The sequence below is a fragment of the Dryocola clanedunensis subsp. sulfonylureivorans genome (genome assembly GCF_016756775.1).
In the GTDB taxonomy this organism is placed as follows: domain Bacteria; phylum Pseudomonadota; class Gammaproteobacteria; order Enterobacterales; family Enterobacteriaceae; genus Dryocola; species Dryocola clanedunensis.
The window spans coordinates 122,370-142,247 of the sequence record NZ_JAERMU010000002.1 but is presented as its reverse complement, the minus strand read 5'-3'; the positions used below and the strand labels follow the sequence as shown (position 1 = coordinate 142,247).

Here is a 19,878-nt window from a genome sequence, read left to right as displayed (position 1 = left end):
CTATATTACGTCAATAATCATCAACGATGAAAGCGAGGAGGGGCATATGAAACGGTTATCAGCTGTGGAGTTTTACCGAAGTTACTTTGCCGCAACGCAGCGCGTTGGTGCTGGATGGCTGGCTCGCCTGACGGCAGGGCAACGTCTGAGGATGCTTGAGGACTTAATGCAGTGGGAGGTTACAGCCCCGACGACCGATATCCCGCTTCCTCGCTAATATCGTGTGACTGAGTATTGGTGCTTTTCACCAGCCAGCAGGTTAACTGCTGGCTTTTTTAGTTTATGATTTCGCCACTTAACGCGCGCACTTCTCAAGGACCTCCAATGATTTGGTTTCTCACCAAAGACCGACGCATTAACCCGATCTACGCCGCTTTCATGGTTGTCGCTTTTATGATGGGAATTGCGGGAGCGCTACAGGCGCCGACGCTGAGCCTGTTTTTGTCGCGGGAAGTGGAGGTCCGGCCATTCTGGGTGGGGCTGTTTTATACCGTTAACGCCATCGCGGGGATTCTGGTTAGCCTGCTGTTGGCGAGGCGCTCCGATAGTCGGGGAGACAGGCGTAAACTGATCATGGTCTGCTGCGTAATGGCAGTCGCCAACTGTGTGCTGTTCGCGTTTAACCGCCATTACCTGACGCTGATCACCATCGGCGTGATGTTTGCCTCGATTGCCAATACCGCCATGCCGCAGATTTTTGCTCTGGCGCGGGAATACGCGGATAGCTCGGCGCGTGAAGTGGTGATGTTCAGCTCGGTGATGCGTGCCCAGCTCTCGCTGGCATGGGTTATCGGCCCGCCGCTCTCTTTTATGCTCGCACTGAACTACGGCTTCACCACTATGTTCCTGATCGCGGCTGGGATCTTTGTTATCTCGCTGGCGATTATCTTTTTTGCGCTGCCGAGCGTGACACGCATCGAGCAGCCTGCCGATGTAGCCTTGACCGAGGTCAGCGGCTGGAAAGATAAAAACGTCCGCCTGCTCTTTATCGCCTCGATGCTGATGTGGACCTGCAACACCATGTACATCATCGACATGCCGCTGTGGGTGAGCAGCGATCTGGGCCTGCCTGAATCACTGGCTGGCCTGTTGATGGGGACGGCGGCGGGGCTGGAGATCCCGGCGATGATCCTGGCTGGCTACTATGTGAAGCGGTTTGGTAAACGCCGCATGATGGTCATCGCCGTCGCCGCTGGCGTGCTGTTTTATCTGGGGCTGATTATGTTCCACAGCCGCACGGCGCTTATCGTATTGCAGCTTTTCAACGCGGTGTTTATCGGTATCGTGGCGGGAATTGGTATGCTGTGGTTCCAGGATCTGATGCCGGGTCGGCCTGGGTCTGCCACGACATTGTTCACCAACAGTATCTCAACAGGGGTCATTCTGGCAGGGGTGCTACAGGGCGCTTTGACAGAGAGCTACGGACATTATTCGGTGTACTGGCTGATCGCGGGACTTGCGGTGGTGGCGCTGGTGCTGACCAGCCGGGTGAAGAATATTTAAACTTTGTGACCTCTCCCTTGCAGGGAGAGGTCACCTGATTTCCTCCCTCGCCCCCTTTGGGGAGAGGGCTAGGGTGAGGGGAAAGAATCAGCGCATAAACTCAGGCTGTTTCTGCTCGTAGGTAGAAATCGCGCCCTCGTGCTGCAGCGTCAGGCCGATGCTGTCCAGCCCTTCTAACATGCAGTGGCGACGAAACGTATCAATGCTGAAAGAGTACGTTTTTTCACCTGCCGTGACGGTTTGCGCCTCAAGATCGACAACAAACTTGATCCCCGGATTTGCCGCCACCAGTTTAAACATCTCATCCACTTCTTCTTCGCTCAGCGTCATCGGCAGCAGCTGGTTGTTGAACGAGTTGCCGTAGAAGATATCCGCGAAGCTTGGTGCGATAACCACTTTAAAACCGTAGTCGGTCAGCGCCCAGGGCGCGTGTTCACGAGAAGAGCCGCAGCCAAAGTTTTCACGCGCCAGCAGGATAGAAGCCCCTTTGAACTCCGGGAAGTTCAGCACGAACTCCGGGTTCGGCTGCTGGCCTGCATCGTCCAGGAAACGCCAGTCGTTAAACAGGTGCGCGCCAAAGCCGGTGCGGGTGACCTTCTGCAAAAACTGCTTCGGGATAATTGCGTCGGTATCAACGTTTGCGGCATCCAGCGGAACGACCAGGCCGGTATGTTGAATAAATTTCTCTGCCATGGTGTTTTCCCTTATTTCAACGTGCGGATGTCAGCAAAGTGACCGGATACGGCAGCGGCAGCGGCCATCGCCGGGCTGACCAGATGCGTACGACCGCCGCGGCCCTGGCGGCCTTCAAAGTTGCGGTTGCTGGTGGAGGCGCAGCGCTCGCCCGGTTCCAGACGGTCGTTGTTCATCGCCAGACACATGGAGCAGCCCGGCAGACGCCATTCAAAACCGGCTTCGATAAAGATCTTATCCAGGCCTTCTTCTTCCGCCTGGGCTTTCACCGGGCCGGAACCAGGGACGACCAGCGCCTGCACGCCTGGTGCCACCTTGCGGCCTTTAGCGATTTCTGCAGCGGCTCGTAAATCTTCGATACGCGAGTTGGTACAGGAGCCGATAAAGACTTTATCGATAGCCACTTCGGTCAGCGGGATGCCCGGCTTCAGGCCCATATAGGCCAGCGCTTTCTCGGCAGAGGCGCGCTCAACCGGATCGCTGAAGGAGTCTGGATTAGGGATGTTTTCGTTGACGGAAATCACCTGGCCTGGATTGGTTCCCCAGGTCACCTGCGGCGCAATATCGGCGGCGTCCAGGGTGACAACGGTATCGAACTTCGCGCCTTCGTCAGTGGTGAAGGTTTTCCACCAGGCGACGGCATCGTCCCATACTGCCGCTTTCGGTGCGTGCAGACGGCCTTTCACATAGTTAAAGGTGGTTTCATCCGGTGCAACAATACCTGCTTTGGCACCCATCTCGATTGCCATGTTGCACAGCGTCATGCGGCCTTCCATCGACAATGCCTGAATGGCGCTGCCGCAGAACTCAACCACGTGACCTGTACCGCCAGCGCTGCCGGTTTTACCGATGATCGCCAGTACGATGTCTTTGGCGGTGATCCCCGGTGCTGCTTTGCCGGTGACTTCAATCTTCATCGTTTTGGCACGGCCCTGCTTCAGGGTTTGCGTCGCCAGCACGTGCTCAACTTCTGAGGTGCCGATACCAAACGCCAGAGCGCCAAATGCGCCGTGGGTGGCGGTGTGGGAATCGCCGCAGACGATGGTCATGCCCGGCAGGGTAATACCCTGCTCCGGCCCCATCACGTGGACAATACCCTGATAAGGGTGGTTCAGGTCATACAGCTCCACGCCGAACTCTTTGCAGTTTTTCATCAGCTCCTGCATCTGAATGCGGGCCATTTCGCCGGAGGCGTTGATGTCTTTGGTCTGCGTGGAAACATTGTGATCCATGGTCGCGAAGGTTTTACCCGGCTGACGCACCGGACGCTTATGGGCGCGCAGGCCGTCAAACGCCTGCGGCGAGGTGACTTCGTGAACCAGATGACGGTCAATGTACAGCAGCGGCGTTTCATCTACCGCTTCATACACGACGTGCGCATCGTATAACTTTTGATATAACGTCTTCGCCATGATTATTTCCCCTGTGCTACGAAGCGGGCAATGGTATCGCCCATTTCTTCTGTGCTGATGGCATTGCCATCGCGCGCTAAGTCGCCGGTGCGGAAGCCTTCTTCCAGGGCGAGGTTAACGGCGTTTTCGATGGCCCGTGCTGCTTCTTCAGCGTCCAGGCTATAGCGCAGTAACAGAGCCAGGGAGAGGATCTGCGCAATAGGGTTGGCGATATTTTTCCCTGCGATGTCAGGCGCGGAGCCGCCCGCAGGTTCATAGAGGCCGAAGCCTTGTTCGTTCAGGCTGGCGGACGGCAGCATGCCCATCGAGCCGGTGATCATCGCGCATTCATCAGACAGAATGTCGCCGAACAGGTTGGAGCACAGCAGCACGTCGAACTGCGACGGGTCTTTAATCAGCTGCATGGTGGCGTTGTCGATATACATATGCGACAGCTCCACGTCCGGGTATTCATTGGCGATTTCGTTGACGATTTCGCGCCACATGACGGAAGTTTGCAGCACGTTTGCTTTATCAATGGAGGTCACTTTATTGCGGCGTTTGCGGGCGGACTCAAAGGCGATGCGGGCAATACGCTCGATTTCGAAACGGTGGTACACCTCGGTATCAAAGGCCTTCTCATGCATACCTGAGCCTTCGCGCCCCTTTGGCTGGCCGAAATAGATCCCGCCGGTTAACTCACGGACGCACAGAATATCGAAGCCGTTAGCGGCAATGTCAGCACGCAGCGGGCAGAACTCTTCCAGCCCCTGGTAGAGACGCGCAGGGCGCAGGTTGCTGAACAGTTTGAAGTGCTTACGCAGCGGTAACAGTGCGCCGCGCTCTGGCTGCTGGGCCGGTGGCAAATGTTCCCACTTCGGTCCGCCAACGGAGCCAAAAAGAATGGCATCCGCTTGCTCGCAGCCTTCAACGGTGACCGGCGGCAAAGGGTTGCCGTGACGGTCGATGGCGATGCCGCCAACGTCATAAGAGCTGGTGGTTACCCGCATATCAAAGCGCGTACGAACGGCTTCCAGCACTTTCAGCGCTTGTGCCATAACTTCCGGGCCGATGCCGTCACCCGGCAAGACTGCTATATGATGAGATTTTGACATGTCACACGGTTTCCTGAGTTTCTTTATTATTGGCTTTGCGTTGCAATTCTTTTTCGACTTCGCCTGCGCGCCAGATGTTGTTCAGCACGTTGATCATCGCTTTTGCTGAGGACTCAACGATATCCGTCGCCAGGCCCACGCCGTGGAAGCGGCGGCCTTTATAGGTCACTACGATATCGACCTGACCCAGCGCGTTTTTGCCCTGGCCTTTTGCCGACAGCTGGTATTTCACCAGTTCAACGTCGTAGTGGGTGATGCGGTTAATCGCCTGGTAGACGGCATCCACCGGGCCGTTGCCGGTTGCGGCTTCGGAGTGCTTCTCTTCACCACAGTTCAGCTGCACGGAAGCGGTTGAGATGACGCTCGAGCCGGACTGCACGTTGAAGTATTCCAGGCTGAAATGCTCTGGCTCTTCCTGCTGTTTACCGATGAACGCCAGCGCTTCCAGATCGTAATCGAAGACCTGGCCCTTTTTGTCGGCCAGCTTCAGGAAGGCGTCGTACAGGGAGTCCATGTTGTAGTCGGTTTCTTTGTAGCCCATTTCGTCCATGCGGTGTTTGACCGCCGCGCGGCCGGAGCGGGAGGTCAGGTTCAGCTGTACCTGATTCAGACCGATGGATTCCGGGGTCATGATTTCGTAGTTTTCGCGGTTTTTCAGCACGCCGTCCTGGTGAATACCGGAGGAGTGGGCAAATGCGCCGGTGCCGACAATCGCTTTGTTTGCCGGAACCGGCATGTTGCAGATCTGGCTGACCATCTGGCTGGTGCGCCAGATTTCATGGTGATTGATATTGGTGTGCAGGTTCATGATGTCCTTGCGCACCTTGATCGCCATGATCACTTCTTCCAGCGAGCAGTTCCCCGCACGTTCACCGATGCCGTTCATCGCGCCCTCAACCTGACGCGCACCCGCATGGACGGCTGCCATGGCGTTGCCTACGGCCAGCCCCAGGTCATCATGGGTGTGTACGGAAATAATTGCTTTATCAATGTTCGGCACGCGCTCATACAGGCCGCTGATGATGTTGGCGAACTCAAACGGCATGGTGTAGCCGACGGTGTCCGGGATGTTAATGGTGGTAGCGCCTGCTTTAATGGCGGCCTCTACGACGCGAGCTAAATCGGCGATGGGGGTACGGCCCGCGTCTTCGCAGGAGAACTCAACATCGTCGGTGTAATTACGAGCGCGCTTAATCATGTAGATCGAGCGCTCAATCACTTCGTCCAGCGTGCTGCGCAGCTTGGTGGCGATGTGCATTGGCGAGGTGGCAATAAAAGTGTGAATTCGGAAGGCTTCGGCGACTTTCAGGGATTCAGCTGCCACATCAATGTCTTTCTCAACGCAGCGGGCCAGACCGCAGACGCGGCTGTTTTTAATGTTGCTGGCAATGGTCTGCACGGATTCGAAATCGCCAGGGGAGGAGACCGGGAAGCCCACTTCCATCACATCCACGCCCATACGCTCCAGCGCCATCGCAATCTGCAGCTTTTCTTTTACGCTCAGGCTTGCCTGCAGCGCTTGCTCACCATCACGCAAAGTTGTATCGAAAATAATGACTTGTTGGCTCATGTTGTGGTCCTTTTTATTGTCCTGTGGGCCGTTACTGCGAGCATAAAAAAACCCGCGCAGCGGCGCGGGTTTTTTCAGTCTGATGGCTTGAATCAACGCTTGATGTCGCCCACCAGTCTACCGCGCAAGTAAGATGCGTTTAGTAGTAGAACTAGTAGGCGGATGCTGCGAATCATGTTTCAAGCCTCAATTGATTTTGTGTTGTATTCATTGGTACTTGATCTGCTTTGCGGTGTCAACCTTTCACAAGCAACTTGAAGAATTTGCAAGTGCGCTGCACTCTCGCGTAATAAGCGAATCATGCTAAAAAAGGACATTATCTGAAAATATCGTAAAGATGCCTGTGGTTCGCGACGCGCTTAGAATGTTACATAATGACATTTCATGATATAGGCTTGTAAAAAAGCGCACTTTTATCCATAACCTATCCTTTTGATTTACGTGAACTAATAAAATATTTATATATTTCGCACCGTTTTTGAAAGATTTTTAATCTCTTTCACTCAAACATGTTGATGACTTATCGGCGACGTTTTATTGGTGCTTAACATATTATTCACCATATCAATTATTGTGTGTCGTCCTCTTTTATGGTGAGATTCTTCAGATTCGTAAGATAGGTTGATGAATGCACAAGTTGCTCCGGTCAAAGTGAGATATTTGTTGTGCTTATAATTCCTGATATGGCCGTTCGATTAATTAACACCTCTGTTTTTTAATTAATCTGACAAGACATGTCAGGTTTTGCTGTCAGCATATTTGTCCGAAAGCTAAAAATGGAATTACATACAGTTATGTCTGTAAAGAGGGAACTTTCCTGTCAAATGGAGTATTTATGTCAGATAACAACCTGGATTTACCGCAGGCGGTTGACAATGCTAAACCTCAGCTACGCACGGTAGATCTAAATTTATTAACAGTATTTGACGCAGTCATGCAGGTGCAAAACATTACCAAAGCCGCCCAGCTTCTTGGCATGTCGCAACCTGCGGTCAGCAATGCAGTCTCCCGCTTAAAAATCATGTTTAATGATGAGCTGTTCGTTCGATATGGCCGCGGTATTCAGCCCACAGCCCGTGCGTTTCAGCTGTTTGGCTCAATACGGCAGGCACTTCAGCTTGTACAGAATGAATTGCCAGGTACAGAGTTTGAACCTTCTGATAGCGACAGGATTTTTCATCTCTGCGTCAGCAGCCCGCTGGACAGCCTGCTAACCTCAGTCATTTTTAATAACGTCCGTAATTTCGCGCCAAACATACAGCTATTATTTAAGTCTTGCTTAAACAAAGATATTGAACACCAGTTACGTTATCAGGAGACGGAGTTCGTTATCAGTTACGATGAGTTTCGTCGTCCAGAATTTACCTGCGTACCGTTATTTAAAGATGAGATGGTGCTGGTGGCAAGTAAGAAACATCCACGATTGTTAGCGCCATTAACAGAAGCTGATGTTTATAACGAGCAGCATGCCGTCGTTTCCCTCGAGCGCTTTGCCTCTTTTAGCGCGCTCTGGTATCAAAATCCACAAACCCAGTCCTGTATTTCATATCAGGGTATGGCAATGACTAGCGTGTTAAATGTTGTTTCCCAGACGCAATTGGTGGCTATTGCACCTCGCTGGTTAGCCGAGGAGTTTTCTGAAAGTCTGAATCTGAAAATATTCCCACTGCCACTCGAAGAAAATACGCGAACCTGTTATCTGTCATGGCATGAAGCCGCAGGCAGAGATAAGGGACATCAGTGGATGGCTGAATTGCTGACATCTATTTGCGGAAAATAACCGCCAGCGGAAAGATCAATGAAACCGGTTAGAGAGGCTATCCGGTTTTTCTCTTTATTTAGTGTAGTCTGGCATTTTATGCTGTCATGACGAGTGAACAGACAGAGCATCAACATTCCCAGGCGTAAGAATGAGTTATCTCCTGCTATTTGGCCATTTCATAACATAATCAATCATCATATTCCTTTCTGTTCAGGGCTAAACGCTGCCGGCACGGTATTTTGTAGCAAATAAGTGAAAAGTGGCAGCTGGCGGGCTTTTGCCGGGTGATTGCGTGCCTGATTTTCAACGGTTATGTTAGGTACCATTCCAAGAAATAAAAATCAGGCAGGCCCAAGAACCTGCCTTATCGACCGGGTGGAGATAATTTCTACTCCCGGTCAAAATGTGAGCCTGGAGGCAAACCATGGAGATGTTGTCAGGAGCCGAGATGGTCGTCCGATCGCTTATCGATCAGGGCGTTAAACATGTATTCGGCTATCCCGGAGGCGCAGTACTCGACATTTACGACGCGCTCCACACCATTGGTGGAATTGAGCATGTGCTGGTTCGCCACGAACAAGCGGCCGTGCATATGGCTGATGGCCTGGCCCGTGCCACAGGGGAAGTCGGCGTAGTGCTGGTCACCTCAGGCCCTGGTGCGACAAACGCAATAACAGGTATTGCCACTGCTTATATGGACTCCATTCCTTTAGTCATCCTGTCCGGTCAGGTTGCTACCTCGCTTATTGGTTACGACGCTTTCCAGGAATGTGACATGGTGGGGATCTCTCGCCCGGTGGTAAAACACAGCTTCCTGGTTAAGCAGGCAGAAGATATTCCCACCGTTATCAAGAAAGCGTTCTGGCTGGCAGCAAGCGGTCGTCCTGGCCCGGTAGTTGTTGATCTGCCTAAAGATATTATGAGTCCGGCAAATAAGTTCCCGTACAGCTACCCCGATACGGTGAGCATGCGCTCCTATAATCCGACGACTCAGGGACATAAAGGCCAGATCAAACGAGCCTTGCAAACGTTGCTGACGGCGAAAAAACCCGTCATGTATGTTGGCGGCGGTGCCATTACTTCTGCCTGCCATGCTGAGCTGCGTGAGCTGGCGGAAAAGCTCAACGTTCCCGTCGTTTCCTCATTAATGGGGCTGGGTGCATTTCCTGGCACACATCGTCAGGCCATGGGCATGTTAGGCATGCATGGCACCTATGAAGCCAATATGGTGATGCACAATTCCGATGTGATATTCGGTGTGGGGGTGCGTTTTGACGACCGCACAACCAATAACCTGGCCAAATACTGCCCGCATGCCACCGTGCTGCATATCGATATTGACCCAACGTCGATTTCTAAAACGGTTGGGGCTGATATCCCTATCGTCGGCGATGCCCGTCAGGTACTGCAGCAGATGCTCGAACTGTTAGCTCAGGAAGAGACAACACAATCCGCTGATGAGATCCGCGACTGGTGGCAGCATATTGAAAACTGGCGTGCAAAACAGTGTCTGGAGTTTGACCGCGAGAGCGAGAAAATTAAGCCACAGGCCGTTATCGAAACGATCTATAAGCTGACCAACGGTGAGGCGTACGTTACCTCAGATGTTGGCCAGCACCAGATGTTTGCCGCGCTCTACTACACCTTTGACGAACCCCGCCGCTGGATTAACTCTGGTGGCCTCGGCACGATGGGCTTCGGCCTGCCTGCGGCACTGGGGGTGAAGATGGCTCTGCCAGACGAAACCGTCGTTTGCGTGACCGGTGATGGCAGTATTCAGATGAACATTCAGGAGCTGTCGACTGCGTTGCAGTATGGGCTTCCGGTGTTGGTTTTGAATCTGAACAACCGTTTCCTGGGGATGGTCAAACAATGGCAGGATATGATCTATTCAGGCCGTCATTCGCAGTCTTATATGGAATCGCTGCCTGATTTCGTGCGCATCGCCGAAGCTTATGGGCATGTGGGTATCAGCATTACTCAGCCTGATGAGCTGGAAAGCAAGCTGGCAGAGGCGCTCGAGGCCGTTAAAAACCAACGTCTGGTGTTTGTGGATGTCATGGTGGACGGAACCGAGCACGTTTACCCGATGCAGATTCGCGGCGGGGGAATGGATGAAATGTGGCTAAGCAAAACGGAGAGAACCTGATATGCGCCGGATACTGTCTGTCTTACTGGAAAACGAATCCGGGGCGCTGTCGCGCGTTATCGGCCTGTTCTCCCAGCGTGGCTATAACATCGAGAGCCTCACCGTAGCGCCTACCGACGATCCAACGTTATCTCGCATGACTATCCAGACGGTCGGCGATCAGAAAGTGCTTGAGCAGATCGAAAAGCAACTGCACAAACTGGTCGATGTCCTGCGTGTCAGCGAGCTGGGGCAGGGGGCACATGTCGAGCGTGAAATTATGCTCGTCAAAGTCCAGGCCAGCGGCTACGGGCGTGAAGAGGTGAAACGCAGCGCGGAAATCTTCCGTGGGCAAATCATTGATGTGACGCCAACGCTTTATACGGTTCAGCTTGCCGGCACCAGCGATAAGCTAGATGCTTTCCTCAATACCATCCGTGAAGTCGCGAAAATTGTTGAGGTTGCGCGTTCGGGGATCGTCGGCGTCTCCCGCGGCGATAAGATCATGCGCTAGCTCTGAATGTGACTCGATTCACATGCCCGGTAACCGCTACCGGGCTTTTTTTTGTAATCCATTCAGCAACTGGCCGCAAAAGCAGTTGCTGGAGTGATTATTCTGCGCTTAGATGTCAATGTTGTAACCATGACCAGGGTATGGTTTTGGAAAACTTATTGATTAAGGGGCTTCTGTGAAATTGGATGAAATCGCGCGCCTGGCTGGAGTATCTCGCACCACGGCGAGCTACGTCATCAACGGTAAAGCAAAGCAGTATCGTGTCAGTGACAAGACCGTTGAGAAAGTCATGGCGGTTGTACGCGAACATAACTACCACCCCAATGCGGTGGCGGCAGGTTTGCGGGCGGGGCGCACGCGCTCAATAGGTCTCGTTATACCTGATCTGGAAAACACCAGTTATACCCGAATCGCTAATTATCTGGAGCGTCAGGCGCGTCAGCGCGGCTACCAGCTGCTGATCGCCTGTTCTGAGGATCAGCCAGATAACGAGATGCGCTGCATTGAGCACCTCCTCCAACGGCAGGTTGATGCGATAATCGTTTCAACTTCTCTGCCTCCGGAGCACCCGTTTTATCAACGTTGGGCAAACGACCCTTTCCCAATCATTGCGCTCGATCGCGCGCTGGATCGTGAACATTTTACCAGCGTTGTTGGGGCCGATCAGGACGATGCTGAGATGCTGGCCGAAGAGCTGCGTAAATTTCCTGCTGACACCATCCTTTATCTGGGGGCGCTGCCTGAGCTTTCTGTTAGCTACTTGCGTGAGCAGGGATTCCGAACAGCGTGGAAAGATGACCCCCGCGAAGTCAATTTCTTGTACGCCAATAGTTATGAGCGTGAAGCCGCAGCACAGCTATTTGAAAAATGGCTGGAAACGCATCCGATGCCGCAGGCGTTATTCACCACTTCCTTCGCCTTGTTGCAGGGCGTGATGGACGTAACCTTACGTCGCGAAGGGCGCTTACCTTCGGAGCTGGCCATTGCGACTTTCGGGGATCACGAGCTGCTGGATTTCCTGCAATGCCCGGTTCTGGCCGTAGCCCAGCGCCACCGCGATGTTGCGGAACGTGTGCTGGAGCTGGTGCTTGCCAGCCTTGACGAGCCTCGTAAACCGAAAGCAGGACTGACGCGTATACGGCGTAACCTGTATCGCCGCGGAAGTTTAAGCCGCCACTGATGCCAATAATTTGAAGGCAGTTTCCGCTGCCTTTTTTAAATAAGACTTTTCTTCTGTAATTTCCCTTATTATTTCAGGTAATTAATTTTGTCGGCATTTATGTAAAGAAAGTAATGCCAAAAAGTAATAACTAGCCCCTCTGTATTATTTTGTTACATACCAATGGATAAAAAGTGTCGGATAAATAAACAATAATTCTTCTTACCGCTGTGAGCCCGCCCCTGGGCTGCGTTCCGCCTGCATCTGACGCTGTTATCCTGCAGGGAAATACCTTAAAATGCCGACCGCGTCGCAAACTGAGTACTTTGTGTTTTTGTTATCAGGTTTTCAGTCGATTTAACGAACAACGTGTTTATTCGTCTCTTTTCTTTCAAATATTCATAACGTTAATTTCCGCCTCGCTAAAGCAGTGCTTTTCACGCCAGCCATTTTTCAATCGCTTAGGTGAGGAAATTTATTTCCCGCAGCGACGAGGCTTGCTTGACAAGCTTTTCCTCCGCTCCGTAAACTCCTTTATGTGGGAATTTGTGGGGTAAAGTGGTGGAAAGGGTCAATTTAGGGTGAGGCTGGCATGTTCCGTGGGGCAACATTAGTCAATCTCGACAGCAAGGGGCGGCTCGCCGTACCTACCCGTTACCGGGAAAAGCTGATCGATACCTCTGAAGGTCAGATGGTTTGTACCATCGACATCCATCACCCCTGCCTGCTGCTCTATACCCTTCCCGAATGGGAAATTATTGAACAAAAGCTAGCCCGTTTGTCGAGCATGAACCCCGCAGAACGTCGCGTTCAGCGTCTGTTACTGGGGCATGCCAGTGAATGTCAGATGGATAGTGCCGGGCGATTACTGTTGGCGCCTGTTTTACGCCAGCACGCCGGGCTGACCAAAGAAGTCATGCTGGTCGGGCAGTTCAATAAGTTTGAACTGTGGGATGAAGCGACCTGGCATCTACAAGTTAAGGAAGACATCGACGCTGAGCAGGCTACGACGACAGAGCTGTCGGACCGCCTGCAGGACTTGTCACTATAAGTAATGATGGAAAATTTTAAACATACTACGGTGCTGCTTGATGAGGCCGTCAATGGCCTTAATATTCGTCACGATGGCATCTACATTGATGGCACGTTTGGTCGCGGTGGCCACTCACAACTGATTCTCTCCCAGCTGGGAGCAGAAGGACGTCTGCTGGCTATTGACCGCGATCCGCAGGCAATTGCTGCCGCCAAAGCCATTGATGACCCTCGTTTCTCCATCATTCACGGACCTTTCTCTGAGCTTGCGCAATATGTTAGTGAGCGCGGGCTTACCGGTAAAATCGACGGGATCCTGCTTGATCTTGGCGTTTCCTCCCCGCAGCTTGACGACGCTGAACGCGGCTTCTCATTTATGCGCGATGGCCCGCTGGATATGCGTATGGACCCCACCCGTGGTCAGTCCGCTGCGCAGTGGTTGTTGACCGCTGACGAAGCCGATATCGCCTGGGTGATTAAAACCTTCGGCGAAGAGAAGTTCGGTAAACGCATTGCACGTGCCATTATCGAACGCAATCGCGAAGAGCCAATGACGCGTACCAAAGAGCTGGCTGCGGTTGTCGCGGCTGCTATGCCGGTCAAAGATAAGTTCAAACATCCGGCAACACGCACGTTCCAGGCTATTCGCATCTGGATTAACAGCGAACTTGAAGAGATTGAGAAGGCGCTGAAAGGTTCCATCGAAGCATTATCACCAGGCGGACGTCTGTCGATTATCAGCTTCCACTCTCTGGAAGACCGTATTGTTAAACGCTTCATGCGTGAAAACAGCCGTGGCCCACAGGTGCCGGCTGGTTTACCGATGACGGAAGCACAGCTGAACAAACTCGGTGGCCGCTATCTGAAATCCCTCGGCAAGATGATGCCGGGTGAAGCGGAAGTGGCGGAAAACGTTCGCGCCCGGAGTTCGGTGCTGCGTATCGCTGAGAGGACGAACGCATGATCAACAGAGTGTCAGAAGCCCTGGGGAAAGTGACCCAGCTTGGCAGCAACGAGCGGCACGCGCTGCCAGCGGTTATTGGCGGCGATCTGTTTCGCCACGGCAAACTGCCACTCTGCCTGTTCATCGCCATTATTTTTACCGCGATTTCCGTGGTCACTACCGCGCACCACACCCGTCTGCTCACCGCTCAGCGCGAACAGATGGTCGTGGAACGCGATGCGCTGGATATTGAATGGCGCAACTTAATTCTGGAAGAAAACGCGCTCGGCGATCATAGCCGGGTTGAAAGGATCGCGACGGAAAAGCTGCAGCTGCAGCATGTCGATCCTTCACAGGAAAACATCGTAGTTCAGCAATAAGGATTAGCGCGACAGATGAGAGCAGCGGCAAAAAAGCTTAAACCAAAACGCCAGGAAGAGCAGGCCAACTTTATCGGTTGGCGTTTTGCGTTGCTTTGCGGTTGCATATTGTTAGCGCTGGCGTTCCTGTTAGGCCGTGTAGCCTGGCTGCAAATCATCGCGCCTGACATGCTGGTGCGCCAGGGGGATATGCGTTCCCTGCGCGTACAGGAAGTCTCAACGTCACGCGGCATGATCAGCGATCGCGCCGGTCGTCCGTTAGCGGTCAGCGTGCCGGTAAAAGCGATTTGGGCAGATCCTAAGGAGCTGCATGACGCTGGCGGCATTACTCTGGATAACCGTTGGAAGGCACTCGCCGACGCGCTTAAAATTCCACTCGATCAGCTCGCTTCCCGCGTTAACAGCAACCCGAAGGGACGCTTTATCTACCTGGCCCGTCAGGTGAACCCGGATATCGGCGACTACATCAAAAAACTGAAGCTGCCGGGGATTCACCTGCGCGAAGAATCGCGCCGTTACTATCCTTCTGGCGAAGTCACCGCTCACCTCATTGGTTTCACCAACGTCGACAGCCAGGGCATTGAGGGCGTTGAAAAAAGCTTCGATAAATGGCTCACCGGCCAGCCCGGTGAACGCGTCGTGCGTAAAGACCGCTACGGTCGCGTTATCGAAGACATCTCCTCTACCGACAGCCAGGCGGCCCATAACCTGGCTTTAAGCATTGATGAACGCCTGCAGGCGCTGGTGTATCGCGAACTGAACAATGCGGTAGCGTTTAACAAAGCCGAGTCGGGCAGCGCCGTGCTGGTGGATGTGAATACCGGGGAAGTGCTGGCGATGGCGAACAGCCCATCGTACAACCCGAACAACCTGAGCGGCACGCCGAAAGACATCATGCGTAACCGCACCATCACTGACGTGTTCGAGCCAGGCTCCACCGTGAAACCGATGGTGGTCATGACCGCGCTCCAGCGCGGCGTCGTGCAGGAAAACAGCGTCCTGAATACCGTACCGTACCGCATCAATGGTCATGAAATTAAAGATGTGGCGCGCTACAGCGAATTGACCCTTACCGGGGTACTACAGAAGTCGAGTAACGTCGGGGTTTCTAAACTGGCGTTAGCGATGCCCTCCTCAGCGTTAGTAGATACTTACTCACGTTTTGGACTGGGAAAAGCGACCAATTTGGGGCTGGTCGGGGAACGCAGTGGCTTATATCCTCAAAAACAACGGTGGTCTGACATAGAGAGGGCCACCTTCTCTTTCGGCTACGGGCTAATGGTAACGCCGTTACAGTTAGCGCGAGTCTACGCAACGATTGGCAGCTATGGGATTTACCGACCGCTGTCGATCACCAAAGTTGATCCGCCGGTGCCCGGCGAGCGTATCTTCCAGGAATCCACCGTCCGCACCGTTGTCCACATGATGGAGAGCGTGGCGCTACCCGGCGGCGGCGGTGTGAAGGCAGCCATCAAAGGCTACCGTATCGCGATTAAAACCGGTACGGCGAAAAAGGTCGGCCCGGACGGAAAATACATCAACAAATACATCGCCTACACCGCGGGTGTCGCACCGGCCAGCAACCCACGCTTTGCGTTGGTTGTGGTCATCAACGATCCGCAGGCGGGTAAATACTACGGTGGTGCCGTATCGGCACCGGTGTTTGGTGCCATCATGGGCGGCGTACTGCGCACCATGAACATCGAGCCGGATGCGCTGGCGACCGGTGAAAAAAGCGAATTTGTAATTAATCAGAAAGAGGGATCAGGTGGCAGATCGTAATTTGCGCGACCTTCTCGCTCCGTGGGTGCCAATGGTACCGGAGAGAGCACTGCGAGAGATGACACTCGACAGCCGCGTGGCGGCTGCGGGCGACCTTTTTGTGGCGGTGGTCGGTCATCAGGCGGACGGGCGTCGGTATATCCCGCAGGCGATTGCGCAGGGCGTAGCTGCCGTCGTGGCTGAAGCAGATGGCGTTGCCCAGGACGGCGAAATCCGTGAGATGCACGGCGTGCCGGTGATTTACCTCAGCCAGCTGCATCAGCGTCTCTCTGCCCTGGCAGGCCGTTTTTACCATGAGCCATCCTCCGCCCTGCGGCTGGTTGGCGTGACCGGCACTAACGGTAAAACCACTACCACGCAGCTGCTGGCGCAGTGGGCCACGCTGCTGGGCGAAACCAGTGCCGTAATGGGCACGGTGGGCAACGGGCTGTTAGGTCAGGTCATACCGACCGAGAACACCACCGGCTCCGCCGTGGACGTCCAACAAATCCTCTCTAACCTGCACGAGCAGGGTGCCTCTTTTGCCGCGATGGAAGTCTCTTCCCACGGCCTGGTGCAGCATCGCGTTGCGGCGCTGAAATTCCAGGCCTCCGTATTCACCAACCTGAGCCGCGATCACCTGGACTACCATGGCGATATGGCTGGCTACGAAGCGGCTAAATGGCTGCTGTTCTCCGAGCACGAAGCCGGGCAGGCCATCATCAACGCTGATGACGAAGTCGGCCGCAAGTGGCTTGCACGTTTGCCGGATGCCGTGGCGGTGACCATGGAAGACAATCTTCAGTCGGGATGCCGTGGACGCTGGTTGAAAGCAACCAATGTGCATTATCACGATGGTGGTGCCACTATCCAGTTCAGCTCCTCCTGGGGCGATGGCGAAATAGAAAGCCGCCTGATGGGCGCGTTTAACGTCAGCAATCTGTTGCTGGCGCTGGCTACGCTGCTGGCGCTGGGCTATCCGCTTCAGGATTTACTGAAAACCGCACAACGTTTGCAGCCTGTTTGTGGGCGTATGGAAGTGTTCACCGCACCGGGTAAAACTACCGTAGTGGTGGATTACGCGCACACGCCGGATGCGCTTGAAAAAGCGCTCCAGGCTGCTCGCCTGCACTGTACGGGCAAATTATGGTGCGTGTTTGGCTGCGGCGGCGACCGTGATAAAGGTAAACGTCCAATGATGGGCGCGATTGCTGAACAGTATGCTGATGTGGTTGTGGTCACCGATGACAACCCAAGAACAGAAGAGCCTAAAGCCATCGTGAACGATATTCTGGCCGGCATGCTCGACGCAGGCCGCGCTTATGTGGTTGCTGGCCGTGCCGAAGCTGTAACCAATGCCATCATGCAGGCCAAAGAGAATGATGTGGTGCTGGTGGCGGGTAAAGGCCATGAAGATTATCAGATTGTCGGCACTCGCCGTCTGGACTATTCCGACCGCGTAACCGCTGCTCGCCTGCTGGGAGTCGTAGCATGATCCGCGTAGCGCTCAGCAAACTGGCAGAAATCCTGCCTGGTCAGCTGTATGGCTCAGATAACGACATCATCGATGTCACCACCGATACGCGAAAATTAACCCCGGGCTGCCTGTTTGTGGCGCTGAAAGGTGAGCGTTTCGACGCGCACGATTTTGCGCAGGATGCCGTAAACGGCGGGGCTGGCGCACTGCTGGTGAGCCGTAAACTGCCAATTGATGTTCCTCAGCTGGTGGTTGATGACACCCGCCTCGCGTTTGGCCAGCTGGCCGCGTGGGTCCGTCAGCAGGTGCCCGCTCGTATTGTTGCCCTTACCGGTTCATCCGGGAAAACCTCTGTTAAAGAGATGGCGGCTGCCATTCTGCGCCAGTGCGGTAACACGCTGTACACCGCCGGGAATCTGAATAACGACATCGGCGTGCCCATGACGCTGCTGCGCCTGACGCCAGAGTATGACTATGCGGTCATTGAACTCGGCGCCAACCATCAGGGTGAAATTGCCTGGACGGTAGGACTGACCCGCCCGGAAGCTGCCCTGGTTAACAACCTTGCAGCAGCACATCTGGAAGGATTTGGCTCCCTGGCCGGCGTGGCAAAAGCAAAAGGCGAGATTTACGCCGGCCTGCCCGCCAACGGCATCGCCATTCTCAATGCCGACAATAACGACTGGCTGAACTGGCAGGAAGTGATTGGCGAGCGCAAAGTCTGGCGCTTCTCACCGAATGCGGCTGACAGCGATTTCACGGCGACCAACCTGCACATCACCACGCACGGCACGGAGTTCACTTTGCAAACCCCAACGGGTGAAGTGGATGTGATCATGCCGCTGCCGGGTCGCCATAACATTGCTAATGCACTGGCGGCCGCAGCGCTGGCAATGGCCGTAGGCGCGCCGCTTGAGGCGATTAAAACAGGGCTGGCTGAACTGAAGGCTGTTCCTGGACGTCTGTATCCCATTCAACTGTCTGAAATGCAACTGTTGCTGGATGACAGCTACAACGCGAACGTAGGCTCTATGACTGCCGCCGCTCAGGTGCTGTCTGAAATGCCAGGCTTCCGCGTGATGGTGGTCGGCGATATGGGCGAGTTAGGCAAAGATGCACAGCAGTGCCACCGTGAGGTGGGGGAAGCGGCGAAAGCTGCGGGAATTGATTGCGTAATAAGTGTTGGCAAACTGAGTGAAACTATCAGTAAAGCGTCTGAAGTTGGCGAGCATTTTACAGATAAAAAAACTGCGATCGTGCGCCTGAAAGCGCTGCTCGCGGAGCATTCAATGATGACTATTTTAGTGAAAGGTTCACGTAGTGCGGCCATGGAAGAGGTGGTTCGCGCATTACAGGAGAAAGGTACATGTTAGTTTGGCTGGCCGAACATTTGGTCAAATACTATTCCGGCTTTAACGTCTTTTCCTATTTGACGTTTCGCGCCATCGTCAGCCTGCTGACCGCGCTGTTCATCTCTTTGTGGATGGGCCCGCGCATGATCGCACGTTTACAGGAACTCTCTTTCGGCCAGGTCGTGCGTAATGACGGCCCGGAATCTCACTTCAGCAAGCGCGGCACACCGACGATGGGCGGGATCATGATCCTGACGTCAATTGTGATATCCGTGCTGATGTGGGCATACCCTTCTAACCCGTATGTCTGGTGCGTACTGTTTGTGCTGGTTGGCTATGGCGCGATTGGCTTTGTGGATGACTATCGCAAAGTGGTGCGTAAAGACACTAAGGGATTGATCGCACGCTGGAAGTACTTCTGGATGTCGGTCATTGCCCTTGCCGTGGCCTTCACCATGTATATCGCCGGAAAAGGAACGCCAGCCACCGAGCTGGTTGTACCGTTCTTTAAGGACGTGATGCCGCAGCTTGGCCTGTTCTATATCCTGCTGGCTTACTTCGTCATCGTCGGCACCGGTAACGCCGTGAATCTTACCGACGGGCTGGATGGGCTTGCCATCATGCCAACCGTGCTGGTTGCCGGGGGCTTTGCGCTTGTCGCCTGGGCAACGGGTAATATCAAGTTCGCTGAGTATCTGCACATTCCTTATCTGCGTCATGCGGGTGAGCTGGTTATCGTCTGTACGGCGATTGTCGGTGCGGGTCTGGGCTTCCTGTGGTTTAACACCTATCCGGCTCAGGTCTTTATGGGCGATGTCGGTTCGCTGGCCCTGGGCGGCGCGTTAGGCACTATTGCCGTGCTGCTGCGCCAGGAGTTCCTGCTGGTGATCATGGGCGGCGTGTTTGTGGTTGAAACTCTTTCCGTCATTCTGCAGGTCGGCTCCTTCAAGCTGCGCGGTCAGCGCATCTTCCGTATGGCGCCTATCCACCACCACTATGAACTGAAAGGCTGGCCGGAGCCGCGCGTCATCGTGCGCTTCTGGATTATCTCACTGATGCTGGTCCTTATTGGCCTGGCTACCCTGAAGGTGCGTTAAT

17 protein-coding genes are annotated in these 19,878 nt (G+C 54.0%); 13 read left to right on the top strand and 4 right to left on the bottom strand.

The annotated features are described in order from the left end of the window. Positions 1-46: 46 nt before the first annotated feature. Positions 47-217: a glucose uptake inhibitor SgrT gene (gene sgrT, locus HYQ67_RS02495; protein WP_202301233.1), complete on the top strand. Its 171-nt coding sequence runs from the start codon at positions 47-49 to the stop codon at positions 215-217. A 107-nt stretch (positions 218-324) separates the two neighbouring features. Then, on the top strand, positions 325-1,503 hold the full coding sequence (locus tag HYQ67_RS02490; RefSeq protein WP_202301232.1) for a sugar efflux transporter: 1,179 nt from the start codon (positions 325-327) through the stop codon (positions 1,501-1,503). An 87-nt stretch (positions 1,504-1,590) separates the two neighbouring features. Here HYQ67_RS02490 and leuD read toward each other — a convergent pair whose 3' ends face one another. The 4 genes from leuD to leuA are packed head-to-tail and all read right to left on the bottom strand — an operon-like array spanning position 1,591 to position 6,272. After that, positions 1,591-2,196 carry a 3-isopropylmalate dehydratase small subunit gene (gene leuD / locus HYQ67_RS02485; protein WP_202301231.1) on the bottom strand — a complete coding sequence of 202 codons (606 nt, stop codon included), beginning with the start codon at positions 2,194-2,196 and terminating at the stop codon, positions 1,591-1,593. A gap of 11 nt (positions 2,197-2,207) precedes the next feature. After that, entirely contained in the window at positions 2,208-3,608 is a 1,401-nt protein-coding gene (gene leuC / locus HYQ67_RS02480) for a 3-isopropylmalate dehydratase large subunit (RefSeq protein WP_202301230.1), read from the bottom strand. 2 nt (positions 3,609-3,610) lie between these two features. Continuing rightward, entirely contained in the window at positions 3,611-4,702 is a 1,092-nt protein-coding gene (gene leuB / locus HYQ67_RS02475) for a 3-isopropylmalate dehydrogenase (protein ID WP_202301228.1), read from the bottom strand. Position 4,703: 1 nt separating this feature from the next. Further along, positions 4,704-6,272, bottom strand: a complete 1,569-nt coding sequence (leuA, locus tag HYQ67_RS02470) for a 2-isopropylmalate synthase (RefSeq protein ID WP_202301226.1) — start codon at positions 6,270-6,272, stop codon at positions 4,704-4,706. Between the two features lie 835 nt (positions 6,273-7,107). On the opposite strand from leuA, the gene leuO reads away from it, so the two are divergent. From leuO to mraY, 11 genes are all read left to right on the top strand, one after another. Continuing rightward, a complete protein-coding gene (gene leuO, locus HYQ67_RS02460; protein ID WP_202301224.1) occupies positions 7,108-8,052 on the top strand; it encodes a transcriptional regulator LeuO in 945 nt (314 codons plus the stop codon). 406 nt (positions 8,053-8,458) lie between these two features. Continuing rightward, positions 8,459-10,183: an acetolactate synthase 3 large subunit gene (gene ilvI, locus HYQ67_RS02455; RefSeq protein ID WP_202301222.1), complete on the top strand. Its 1,725-nt coding sequence runs from the start codon at positions 8,459-8,461 to the stop codon at positions 10,181-10,183. Between the two features lies 1 nt (position 10,184). Continuing rightward, entirely contained in the window at positions 10,185-10,676 is a 492-nt protein-coding gene (gene ilvN / locus HYQ67_RS02450) for an acetolactate synthase small subunit (RefSeq protein ID WP_202301221.1), read from the top strand. A gap of 175 nt (positions 10,677-10,851) precedes the next feature. Next, positions 10,852-11,856, top strand: a complete 1,005-nt coding sequence (cra, locus tag HYQ67_RS02445; RefSeq protein ID WP_202301220.1) for a catabolite repressor/activator — start codon at positions 10,852-10,854, stop codon at positions 11,854-11,856. Positions 11,857-12,427: 571 nt separating this feature from the next. Beyond that, positions 12,428-12,886 (top strand): division/cell wall cluster transcriptional repressor MraZ, encoded by a 459-nt coding sequence (gene mraZ / locus HYQ67_RS02440; RefSeq protein WP_202301219.1) that lies wholly within the window; start codon positions 12,428-12,430, stop codon positions 12,884-12,886. 3 nt (positions 12,887-12,889) lie between these two features. Then, a complete protein-coding gene (gene rsmH, locus HYQ67_RS02435; RefSeq protein WP_202301218.1) occupies positions 12,890-13,831 on the top strand; it encodes a 16S rRNA (cytosine(1402)-N(4))-methyltransferase RsmH in 942 nt (313 codons plus the stop codon). Further along, positions 13,828-14,190 carry a cell division protein FtsL gene (ftsL, locus tag HYQ67_RS02430; protein ID WP_202301217.1) on the top strand — a complete coding sequence of 121 codons (363 nt, stop codon included), beginning with the start codon at positions 13,828-13,830 and terminating at the stop codon, positions 14,188-14,190. The genes rsmH and ftsL overlap by 4 nt, the downstream gene beginning before the upstream one ends. Before the next feature lie 15 nt (positions 14,191-14,205). Beyond that, positions 14,206-15,972: a peptidoglycan glycosyltransferase FtsI gene (locus HYQ67_RS02425; protein ID WP_202301216.1), complete on the top strand. Its 1,767-nt coding sequence runs from the start codon at positions 14,206-14,208 to the stop codon at positions 15,970-15,972. Next, positions 15,959-17,446, top strand: coding sequence for a UDP-N-acetylmuramoyl-L-alanyl-D-glutamate--2,6-diaminopimelate ligase (murE, locus tag HYQ67_RS02420; protein ID WP_202301215.1), 1,488 nt, complete (start codon positions 15,959-15,961; stop codon positions 17,444-17,446). The genes HYQ67_RS02425 and murE overlap by 14 nt, the downstream gene beginning before the upstream one ends. Next, a complete protein-coding gene (murF, locus tag HYQ67_RS02415) occupies positions 17,443-18,801 on the top strand; it encodes a UDP-N-acetylmuramoyl-tripeptide--D-alanyl-D-alanine ligase (RefSeq protein WP_202301213.1) in 1,359 nt (452 codons plus the stop codon). Before murE ends, murF begins: the two co-directional genes overlap by 4 nt. Then, entirely contained in the window at positions 18,795-19,877 is a 1,083-nt protein-coding gene (gene mraY / locus HYQ67_RS02410; RefSeq protein ID WP_202301211.1) for a phospho-N-acetylmuramoyl-pentapeptide-transferase, read from the top strand. The genes murF and mraY overlap by 7 nt, the downstream gene beginning before the upstream one ends. Position 19,878 lies beyond the last annotated feature (1 nt).

Bases quoted from the DNA above. Each gene is read 5' to 3' on its own strand.
- sgrT (WP_202301233.1), top strand. From the start codon at position 47: ATGAAACGGTTATCAGCTGTGGAGTTTTACCGAAGTTACTTTGCCGCA.
- HYQ67_RS02490 (WP_202301232.1), top strand. From the start codon at position 325: ATGATTTGGTTTCTCACCAAAGACCGACGCATTAACCCGATCTACGCC.
- leuD (WP_202301231.1), bottom strand. From the start codon at position 2,196: ATGGCAGAGAAATTTATTCAACATACCGGCCTGGTCGTTCCGCTGGAT.
- leuC (WP_202301230.1), bottom strand. From the start codon at position 3,608: ATGGCGAAGACGTTATATCAAAAGTTATACGATGCGCACGTCGTGTAT.
- leuB (WP_202301228.1), bottom strand. From the start codon at position 4,702: ATGTCAAAATCTCATCATATAGCAGTCTTGCCGGGTGACGGCATCGGC.
- leuA (WP_202301226.1), bottom strand. From the start codon at position 6,272: ATGAGCCAACAAGTCATTATTTTCGATACAACTTTGCGTGATGGTGAG.
- leuO (WP_202301224.1), top strand. From the start codon at position 7,108: ATGTCAGATAACAACCTGGATTTACCGCAGGCGGTTGACAATGCTAAA.
- ilvI (WP_202301222.1), top strand. From the start codon at position 8,459: ATGGAGATGTTGTCAGGAGCCGAGATGGTCGTCCGATCGCTTATCGAT.
- ilvN (WP_202301221.1), top strand. From the start codon at position 10,185: ATGCGCCGGATACTGTCTGTCTTACTGGAAAACGAATCCGGGGCGCTG.
- mraZ (WP_202301219.1), top strand. From the start codon at position 12,428: ATGTTCCGTGGGGCAACATTAGTCAATCTCGACAGCAAGGGGCGGCTC.
- rsmH (WP_202301218.1), top strand. From the start codon at position 12,890: ATGATGGAAAATTTTAAACATACTACGGTGCTGCTTGATGAGGCCGTC.
- ftsL (WP_202301217.1), top strand. From the start codon at position 13,828: ATGATCAACAGAGTGTCAGAAGCCCTGGGGAAAGTGACCCAGCTTGGC.
- HYQ67_RS02425 (WP_202301216.1), top strand. From the start codon at position 14,206: ATGAGAGCAGCGGCAAAAAAGCTTAAACCAAAACGCCAGGAAGAGCAG.
- murF (WP_202301213.1), top strand. From the start codon at position 17,443: ATGATCCGCGTAGCGCTCAGCAAACTGGCAGAAATCCTGCCTGGTCAG.
- mraY (WP_202301211.1), top strand. From the start codon at position 18,795: ATGTTAGTTTGGCTGGCCGAACATTTGGTCAAATACTATTCCGGCTTT.